Annotated in this window: 11 protein-coding genes, 1 tRNA gene, 1 pseudogene and 1 other annotated feature; all 13 genes and pseudogenes read left to right on the top strand. The window is 43.4% G+C overall.

Translation table 11 applies throughout. The features are described from left to right. Positions 1-77: 77 nt before the first annotated feature. The 13 genes and pseudogenes from AC805_RS13255 to AC805_RS13195 all read left to right on the top strand — a co-directional run bounded on the left by AC805_RS13255 (position 78) and on the right by AC805_RS13195 (position 7,683). The gene (locus AC805_RS13255; RefSeq protein ID WP_055075866.1) at positions 78-302 is read left to right on the top strand and encodes a hypothetical protein; all 225 of its coding nucleotides are present in this window, start codon (positions 78-80) and stop codon (positions 300-302) included. Then, positions 299-496, top strand: a complete 198-nt coding sequence (locus AC805_RS13250; protein WP_055075865.1) for a PIN domain-containing protein — start codon at positions 299-301, stop codon at positions 494-496. The genes AC805_RS13255 and AC805_RS13250 overlap by 4 nt, the downstream gene beginning before the upstream one ends. 237 nt (positions 497-733) lie before the next feature. After that, the gene (rplS, locus tag AC805_RS13245; RefSeq protein ID WP_040687955.1) at positions 734-1,096 is read left to right on the top strand and encodes a 50S ribosomal protein L19; all 363 of its coding nucleotides are present in this window, start codon (positions 734-736) and stop codon (positions 1,094-1,096) included. A 100-nt stretch (positions 1,097-1,196) separates the two neighbouring features. Beyond that, positions 1,197-1,269 (top strand) — tRNA-Trp (locus tag AC805_RS13240). Positions 1,270-1,372: 103 nt separating this feature from the next. Then, positions 1,373-1,624 carry a preprotein translocase subunit SecE gene (gene secE, locus AC805_RS13235; RefSeq protein WP_009626875.1) on the top strand — a complete coding sequence of 84 codons (252 nt, stop codon included), beginning with the start codon at positions 1,373-1,375 and terminating at the stop codon, positions 1,622-1,624. Continuing rightward, complete coding sequence (gene nusG, locus AC805_RS13230; RefSeq protein WP_009626876.1) at positions 1,624-2,265, top strand: transcription termination/antitermination protein NusG; 642 nt, start codon at positions 1,624-1,626, stop codon at positions 2,263-2,265. The genes secE and nusG overlap by 1 nt, the downstream gene beginning before the upstream one ends. A 44-nt stretch (positions 2,266-2,309) precedes the next feature. Further along, positions 2,310-2,735 carry a 50S ribosomal protein L11 gene (gene rplK, locus AC805_RS13225; RefSeq protein ID WP_009626877.1) on the top strand — a complete coding sequence of 142 codons (426 nt, stop codon included), beginning with the start codon at positions 2,310-2,312 and terminating at the stop codon, positions 2,733-2,735. A 117-nt stretch (positions 2,736-2,852) separates the two neighbouring features. Next, positions 2,853-3,566: a 50S ribosomal protein L1 gene (gene rplA / locus AC805_RS13220; RefSeq protein WP_009626878.1), complete on the top strand. Its 714-nt coding sequence runs from the start codon at positions 2,853-2,855 to the stop codon at positions 3,564-3,566. A 114-nt stretch (positions 3,567-3,680) separates the two neighbouring features. Then, positions 3,681-3,815: a sequence feature (ribosomal protein L10 leader region), on the top strand. A gap of 74 nt (positions 3,816-3,889) precedes the next feature. Beyond that, a complete protein-coding gene (gene rplJ, locus AC805_RS13215; RefSeq protein ID WP_055075864.1) occupies positions 3,890-4,417 on the top strand; it encodes a 50S ribosomal protein L10 in 528 nt (175 codons plus the stop codon). A gap of 130 nt (positions 4,418-4,547) precedes the next feature. Beyond that, positions 4,548-4,937 carry a 50S ribosomal protein L7/L12 gene (gene rplL / locus AC805_RS13210; RefSeq protein WP_055075863.1) on the top strand — a complete coding sequence of 130 codons (390 nt, stop codon included), beginning with the start codon at positions 4,548-4,550 and terminating at the stop codon, positions 4,935-4,937. 151 nt (positions 4,938-5,088) lie between these two features. Then, positions 5,089-5,355 (top strand): annotated as a pseudogene (gene hisE, locus AC805_RS13205) (phosphoribosyl-ATP diphosphatase); the annotation flags it as partial. 125 nt (positions 5,356-5,480) lie between these two features. Further along, positions 5,481-7,421, top strand: a complete 1,941-nt coding sequence (locus AC805_RS13200) for a transglycosylase domain-containing protein (protein ID WP_055075861.1) — start codon at positions 5,481-5,483, stop codon at positions 7,419-7,421. Positions 7,422-7,455: 34 nt separating this feature from the next. After that, a complete protein-coding gene (locus AC805_RS13195; protein ID WP_156341402.1) occupies positions 7,456-7,683 on the top strand; it encodes a hypothetical protein in 228 nt (75 codons plus the stop codon). The last annotated feature ends 188 nt before the right edge of the window (positions 7,684-7,871 follow it).

The raw sequence follows: 7,871 nt of genomic DNA, 5'->3' as shown, positions 1-7,871 counted from the left end.
TTCGTGAATTGGTATTACTTGTGAGAATCATAACTTTGAAAAGCTAAACTAGAATTAAAAGGAAAAGAGGGCAGATTATGACCATCAAAGAGCAGTTGATTCGCGAAATTGAGCAAGCACCTGAAGCATACGTCATAAAATTTATGCAGGTTTGGCAGTTTGCCAAGCAGCCCTCTAATTACAGCAGTGAAGCTAAATTATCTGATTTCTTTCGTCAATCACCACTTGCTGAAGTTGCTGCTAATGGGGAGTTAGATCTTAGCCACGATCGCAGTCTATCGCCTGATCGATTTATCTTATGACTTATCTACTCGACACCTGCTTAATTTCTGAACTAGTTTCCAAGCAACCTAATCAAAGAGTGATGGATTGGCTTGATGCTCAAGACTCTAATTCGCTTTATCTAAGTGTGATCACGATTGGTGAAATTACTAAAGGGATTACTAAGCTCCCTACATCTCAACGCAAAAAAGACCTAATCCCTCGTTACTCGTAATGAAAAAGACTTTTCAGGATCGGGAGTTACAATTGTAAATCCTTGGGTTAGTTAAAAATATTGTGAAATTTTCGTTGGAATGACGCATCACTTTGTCGATTAAAGCTGTTTATAAGGAAGGAATAAGCAGCTATAGGCAAACTCAATCACAGCAAAACAAAAATAACTTGCAAAACATATAGACATAGGATCGATCATGCTCTAACATAGATGATCGCGACTTTTTTGGCATTCCTCATGAACGCTGTTGAAATCATACGCTCAATTGAAGCGGAATATATCAAAACGGATCTCCCCAAAATTTATGTGGGAGATACTGTCAAGGTTGGAGTTAGGATCAAAGAGGGCGGCAAAGAACGTACTCAGCCATACGAAGGCGTGATCATTGCAAGGCGTGGTTCTGGCATTAACTCTGTCATTACTGTTCGTCGTGTATTTCAAGGAGTAGGAGTCGAGCGAGCCTTCTTGCTGCATTCTCCTCAAATTGAAAGCATCAAAGTGATCCGTCGTGGTAAAGTGCGTCGTGCTAAACTCTACTACTTACGCGACCTTGTTGGTAAAGCAACTCGTCTTAAACAACGATTTGATCGCCCACTATAGAACCATCTATGGTTATACTAGTTATCGAACACTATTTTGATATAGCAATCGATACATTAGATATAGCTAGTTGCGCGTCAAAATCCTGTTTACATTACGTGCGTCCTTAGTTCAGTTGGTAGAACGCAGGTCTCCAAAACCTGATGTCGGGGGTTCGAGTCCCTCAGGGCGCGCTTCACCAATTTCACAAGTTTTAAATTACTCAAGTTTTTTCAAGATAGTACTTAAACCTATCGCATTTACAAAGATTGCAAAGGAATCGCAAGAGTTGCCGCTATGACGAAAAACGAACTGAAAGAGCAACCAAGAGAAGTATCCAAGAATGAATCAGATGTACCATCTGGCTCCTCTGGCATATTTAATCTTTTTGCAGAATCTAAAGCCGAATTCGGTAAGATTGTTTGGCCGACTCGCCAGCAGTTAATTAGTGAATCTGCATCCGTTCTTTTGATGATCGTTGCAGTAGCAACCTTTGTTTATCTGGTTGATGCCTTGTTTAAGGCGATCGCATTGAAGGTGTTTCAATAATGTTTACCGAGGACATCGACCCACCATCTAGCTTCGACAATGGAGACGTACTGTTTCAATGGTACGCCGTTCAGATTGCGTCGGGCTGTGAAAAAAAGGTCAAGTCAAGCCTAGAACAACGCATCAAAACCCTTGATGTAGAGGATCGGATCAAGCAGATTGAAATTCCGCAAACGCCGACCGTCAAACTTAGAAAAGATGGTAGTCGATTGACCTCTGAGGAAAAGATTTTTCCTGGGTATGTTTTGATTCAGATTAAAACTGTCAGAAATGAGATTGGGCAGTTAGAAGTTGATGATGATGCATGGCTTGCTGTCAAAAGCACTCCCCATGTTATTAACTTCGTCGGTACAGAACAAAAAAGACACTACGGTCGAGGTCGCGGACATGTTAAGCCTCGGCCATTGACCGAGAAAGAAGTCGAAAGAATCTTCCGTGTCACCGTCGAGCAAGAGCCAGTTCTCAAAATCAACATGGCTCAAGGCGACAAGATTAAAGTGCTTAACGGACCTTTCAAAGACTTTGAAGGCGAAGTGGTGGAAGTTAGCCCAGAGCGGAGTAAACTCAAAGCCCTTCTTTCAATCTTTGGTAGAGACACCCCTGTAGAACTAGAGTTCAATCAGGTACAAAAGCAAAACTAACTCACTCAAACGCAGGTTTGTAGATTTTTTAACGGCTAAAATCAATGGCTAAGAAAGTTACCGCAATTATCAAGTTAGCACTTAATGCTGGTAAGGCTAGCCCAACTCCACCAGTTGGTCCTGCTTTAGGTCAGCATGGTGTCAACATCATGATGTTTTGTAAGGAATATAATGCCCGTACTGCCGATCAAGCAGGCATGGTCATTCCTGTAGAAATATCTGTATACGAAGACCGAAGCTTTACCTTCGTTCTGAAGACTCCTCCAGCATCTGTTCTCATTCAAAAAGCCGCTGGCATTTCCTCTGGTTCTGCTGAGCCCAACCGTAAGAAAGTTGGTTCCATTACTAGAGATCAATTGCGTCAGATCGCTGAAACCAAGATGCCTGATATCAATGCAAATGATATCGATGCGGCAATGAAGATTATTGAAGGTACTGCCAAGAACATGGGCGTTACCATTAACGCTTAATTGTTTAAACACTTAATTATTTAAGTTTTACCAGTCTTCTCGCCCATCCATTCAAAAATAAAAATTTTAGTTGGGGGAGGAAATTAAATTTTCCGATCGCACCCCTAAGGATCAACCATGGCAAAGAAAGTATCAAAGCGCTTAAGAGAAGCGCAAAGTAAAGTCGAAGATCGGGCTTACGCACCTATCGACGCTCTAGAGCTAGTTAAGGTCACTGCAACCGCTAAGTTTCCTGAGTCCGTCGAAGCTCATGTAAGATTGGGTATCGATCCGAAGTACGCCGACCAACAATTGCGGACAACGGTAACCCTACCTAAGGGAACTGGACAGACAATTCGAGTAGCAGTTATCGCTCGCGGTGAAAAGGTCGCTGAGGCTACTGCCGCAGGTGCAGATATCGCTGGTTCTGAGGAACTAATTGATGAAATCAGCAAGGGACGCATGGATTTTGACCTGCTGATTGCTACACCTGATATGATGCCTCAAGTGGCTAAGCTTGGTAAATTGCTTGGTCCAAGAGGATTGATGCCTTCACCTAAGGGTGGTACGGTAACTACTGATCTTGGTGGTGCAATTAATGAGTTCAAAGCTGGTAAGCTAGAATTCCGTGCTGATCGTACAGGTATCGTCCATATCCTGTTTGGCAAGGCAGCTTTTCCCGCCGAAGACTTGCTAACTAATCTCAAAGCTTTGCAAGAAACGATTGATCGCAATCGTCCTTCTGGCGCAAAGGGTAGATACTGGAGATCGCTTTATGTATCTGCAACTATGGGTCCAGCGATCGAAGTCGATGTCGCTGCTCTACGCGATCTCAAATTGGCAGAAGCCTAAAGCCTTTTAAAGTCATTGTCTAAGAGATTTCTATCCGCATAGAATCCTTGTAGAAAAAATCTCTTAGAGTAATTAAAGCCAACTCTTAATTTGTTCATAAGCCTAGAAAGAAATTTCTTCAACTGAATATATCCATAGACAGCAGGTGCTAATGGCTTAATTTCCTGCCGAGGTGTTTTAAAAAGATTCTTTAAAGAATGCTTTTTTGAGCCTCGGTCTGCGAAAAGACGAGGCTTTTTTAATGACTTAAAAGATCCACATAGTCACTTTAACGGCTCATCACACCATTAAAGTGACTCCAAATATAAGGAGGTGAGAACCATATGGGTAAGACCCTAGACCAAAAAAAAGTTTTAGTCGGAGAAATGACCAAAGAGTTTGAAGGAACTCAGATGGTTATGGTGATCGATTATTCAACTTTGACTGTAGCTGAAATTACCAAACTCCGCCGTTCACTCCGTCCCACAGGTACGGTGTGCAGAACTACCAAAAATACCTTGCTCAAACAGGCAATCTCTGAAGCTCCTCAATGGAAGTCTTTAGAAGACTTTCTTGTTGGTCCTTCAGCTTGTTTATTTGTCAAAGAAGACATTGGTGGCGCTGTTAAGGCTTATCAAGCTTTCCAAAAGGAATCTAAGAAGACCGAACTTCGGGGCGGTGTATTAGAAGGTCGCGCGCTGACTGCAAAGGATTTGCAAGCGATCGCCGATCTACCTTCTAAGGAAGTGCTTATCTCGCAAATTGCTGGGGCAATCAACGCCATTACCGCCAAGATCGCGATCGGCATCAAAGAGGTTCCTCAATCTCTGGGCAGAGCCATCAAAGCTGTTTCCGAAAAAGAAGCTGCTTAATGAGTCACTTGGCTATTAGCGCTTAGCTATTAGCTCAACCTCTACAAAAGCTAAAGGCTAACAGCTAAAAGCTAACAGCCCCAAGCAATCAAACCTAAAACCCAATCTAAATTAACTAAAGAGAAAAACTATGTCTGCAAAAATCGATAGCATCATTGAAGAACTAAAGACTTTGACCCTTCTTGAAGCTGCTGAATTGGTTAAAGCAATCGAAGAAACCTTCGGTGTTTCGGCTGCTGCTCCTGTTGGTGGCGTAGTTGTTGCCGCTGCTGGTGGTGGCGCTGCGGTTGAAGAAGTTGAAGAAAAGACCTCCTTCGACTTGGTACTTGATGAAGTTCCTGCTGACAAGAAGATTGCCGTTCTGAAGATCGTTCGTGAAATTACTGGTTTAGGTCTTAAGGATGCTAAGGATCTCGTTGAATCTGCACCTAAGACCGTTAAAGAAGGTATGCCTAAGGCTGATGCCGAAGCTGCTAAGAAGCAAATCGAAGAAGCTGGTGGTAAGGTTTCCATCAAGTAATTGTTGGGGCTCACTTTGCTAATGTTCTGCATTGCGGAACATAAAAAATAATAATAAAGGCACGCATAGCGTGCCTTTATTATTAAGGTTGGGGAATGCTTGGCATCTCACAATTGTTTTGTATAGGTATTTGGGTTTTATGAACGATCCCCTCTCAGAATTATTTGCGGTGATTGTCGATCGCCGCGAGCATCCGCAAGAAAGTTCTTATACCTGCAAATTATTTGCGGGTGGTGATAACAAGATTTTAAAAAAAATTGGCGAAGAGTCTGCCGAAGTAGTTATGGCTTGTAAAGATGACGATCCTGATGCGATCGCTTCGGAAGTTGCCGATTTGTTTTATCACACCCTTGTGGCGATCGCCCATCACCATGTCGATCTGCAATTGGTATACGACAAGCTGGCTCAACGTCGCTAAAGGGTCTGAAAACATGACTGCAAAAGTGGCATTAAAAAAATACGAGGTAGTTTTTTAATGCTACTGCCCGAAATACTTATTAATGAAGTAAGATTACCTATGAATTGATCGAAGGGTAGATTGCTGTGGCATCAAATAGTGTAGAGCGTTCTCAGTCTCTTACAGGCAGTATTTTAAAAGGCACTCTCAAAGCAGTTGGTGGCACTTTACTAGGCATCATTATGATTGGTGGTGCGGCGGTGGCTGGTGGACTAGTGGGATTGGCACTCAGTTTCCGCGATCTGCCCGATGTCAGAGTTTTGAAAGGTTACGTACCCGTTGAAACCACCTATATTTACGATATTAATGGTGGATTAATTGCAAGGTTACATGGCGATGTTAACCGCGAAGTCGTTACCCTTGATCGCATATCTCCACATCTAAAACGATCGGTTTTAGCCATGGAAGATGCCTACTTCTATACTCATAAGGGTGTCGATCCCAGCGGCATTGGGCGCGCGATCTTAGCTAACTTTAGTGCAGGTGGCACTGTGGAAGGCGGATCTACTCTAACCCAGCAATTAGTTAAAAATTTATTTCTATCGAACGAACGCAGTCTGAATCGAAAAGTTGCTGAAGCTGTTTTAGCAATGCGGGTCGAACAGGTATTTACTAAGGAACAAATCCTTGAAATGTACCTCAACCAAGTATTTTGGGGAAAAAATACTAATGGCGCAGAAACCGCATCGCAAAATTATTTTGGCAAATCAGCGGCGGATTTGACCCTTGGGGAAGCTGCGATGCTTACGGGTGCTATCCCAGCCCCCTCAGTATTTAATCCCGTTGATAATTTTGCTGAAGCCAAGAAACGTCAAGGATTAGTATTAGATCGGCTTTTAGAATTGGGATGGGCAACTCCTGCGGAAGTTAAAGCAGCAAAAGCACAAAAAATTATCATCCGTAAGCAGGGAATTTCCTATGAAGCTAGTCGTGTTCCCTATGTTTCACAGGCGGTAACGGCGGAATTAGAAGATAAATTCGGCAAAGATGTGGTCTTGCAAGGTGGACTGCGCGTCCAGACGACGATTGACCTAAAGCTCCAACGCATCGCCGAAGAGGTTGCGGCAGAGGGGCATAAGGATTTAGTCGATCGCGGTGCCTATGCCGATCAATTAGCACTAGTGGCAGTCGATCCGCGCACAGGCTTTGTCAAAGCCCTTGTGGGCGGGGTTGGTGACTTTGACAAAAATCAATTTAATCGTGCTGTACTCGCCAGACGACAGTTGGGTTCTTCCTTCAAGCCTTTTGTGTACTACGCTGCCTTTGCTACGGGTAACTACACTCCCGACTCGGTGATTGATGATAGTCCTATGACTATTCCTGATGGTGATGAACCCTATATCCCCCGCAACTACGACAATAAGTTCTCTGGTCCTATTACGATTCGTCAGGCGATCGCCGTTTCTCGCAATATTCCCGCTCTGAAATTGGGGATCGAGGTTGGGGCTGAAAACGTGATCGCTATTTGTCGAAAATTAGGTATTACCAGTCCTCTCAAACCTGTTGTCTCCTTGCCCCTTGGTGCGGCTGATGTTACGCCTCTAGAAGTTGCAGGAGCCTATGCTGTCTTTGCTAGTGGTGGCTACAAGTCGAAAACTACATTGATAGCCCGTGTGACCGATCGCAATGGTAACCTAGTTTTAGATAATACCCCTAAACCTGAATTAATCCTCGATCCGATCGCCGTTTCCTATCTGACCGATGCGTTACGTGGAGTAGTCACCAATGGCACGGCAACTGAGGCACAAATGAGCGACGGCAGACCAGTCGCAGGTAAAACGGGTACTACTTCAGATTTCCGCGATGCATGGTTTGTCGGTTATGTGCCGCAGTTAGCCGTAGCAATTTGGATTGGTAATGATGATTACACGCCTATGGCAAATGGTGTCACTGGTGGTGTGTATGTAACCCCAATTTGGCGTAAATTTATGGAAAGAGCTCTAGCGGGTCAACCGATCGAGCAATTCCCCGTGCCAAGCGAAATTCAAGATAAAGAAGGTAGCAAGAAGCCTCCACAGAAAAACTAAATTAGCGAGTGTATCTTCATTTCTCGCTTAGATTATGCCTCTGATTATGCCTCTACAGAATTTTTCACAAGCTATGGCACAGATGTTATTTGTTATCCAGTTGTTGTTCTACTCGACAATGATCTCTGTGGTGATTAAGTATGCCTTACCCTATTGGTCGTTACTGAGTGGCTTAGATGTAGAGGTGATGAATTTGCTGTCCTTAGGATTGATTACTTTACCTGTAGGGCTATTCGCCTTTGTTTTGTGGTTAAAGCGTTAGTTTTGAGAAATTCTATACGTTAAAGTGAGTTTGGGATTTGAGAAAGGGTTTGTGTGGCAAACCCTTTCTCAAATCCCAAAAGTATAGATAATTCAAATAAAAACTACAGCTTCGACTTCGCTCAGCTAGCTTACACCGAGGGCTGAGCGAAGTCGAAGCCCGTCTACAAGTTATTTAAAACAACTATA

Origin of the sequence: Pseudanabaena sp. 'Roaring Creek', from assembly GCF_001402795.1 — a bacterium.
Classification (GTDB): Bacteria; Cyanobacteriota; Cyanobacteriia; order Pseudanabaenales; family Pseudanabaenaceae; genus Pseudanabaena.
Note: the sequence above shows the minus strand (reverse complement) of the source record. Positions and strands in the feature narration are given on the sequence as shown.

Excerpts from the sequence above, each read along its gene's own strand:
- rplL (WP_055075863.1), top strand. The coding sequence starts at position 4,548 with ATGTCTGCAAAAATCGATAGCATCATTGAAGAACTAAAGACTTTGACC.
- rplK (WP_009626877.1), top strand. The coding sequence starts at position 2,310 with ATGGCTAAGAAAGTTACCGCAATTATCAAGTTAGCACTTAATGCTGGT.
- rplS (WP_040687955.1), top strand. The coding sequence starts at position 734 with ATGAACGCTGTTGAAATCATACGCTCAATTGAAGCGGAATATATCAAA.
- AC805_RS13250 (WP_055075865.1), top strand. The coding sequence starts at position 299 with ATGACTTATCTACTCGACACCTGCTTAATTTCTGAACTAGTTTCCAAG.
- rplJ (WP_055075864.1), top strand. The coding sequence starts at position 3,890 with ATGGGTAAGACCCTAGACCAAAAAAAAGTTTTAGTCGGAGAAATGACC.
- nusG (WP_009626876.1), top strand. The coding sequence starts at position 1,624 with ATGTTTACCGAGGACATCGACCCACCATCTAGCTTCGACAATGGAGAC.
- AC805_RS13195 (WP_156341402.1), top strand. The coding sequence starts at position 7,456 with ATGCCTCTGATTATGCCTCTACAGAATTTTTCACAAGCTATGGCACAG.
- rplA (WP_009626878.1), top strand. The coding sequence starts at position 2,853 with ATGGCAAAGAAAGTATCAAAGCGCTTAAGAGAAGCGCAAAGTAAAGTC.
- secE (WP_009626875.1), top strand. The coding sequence starts at position 1,373 with ATGACGAAAAACGAACTGAAAGAGCAACCAAGAGAAGTATCCAAGAAT.
- AC805_RS13255 (WP_055075866.1), top strand. The coding sequence starts at position 78 with ATGACCATCAAAGAGCAGTTGATTCGCGAAATTGAGCAAGCACCTGAA.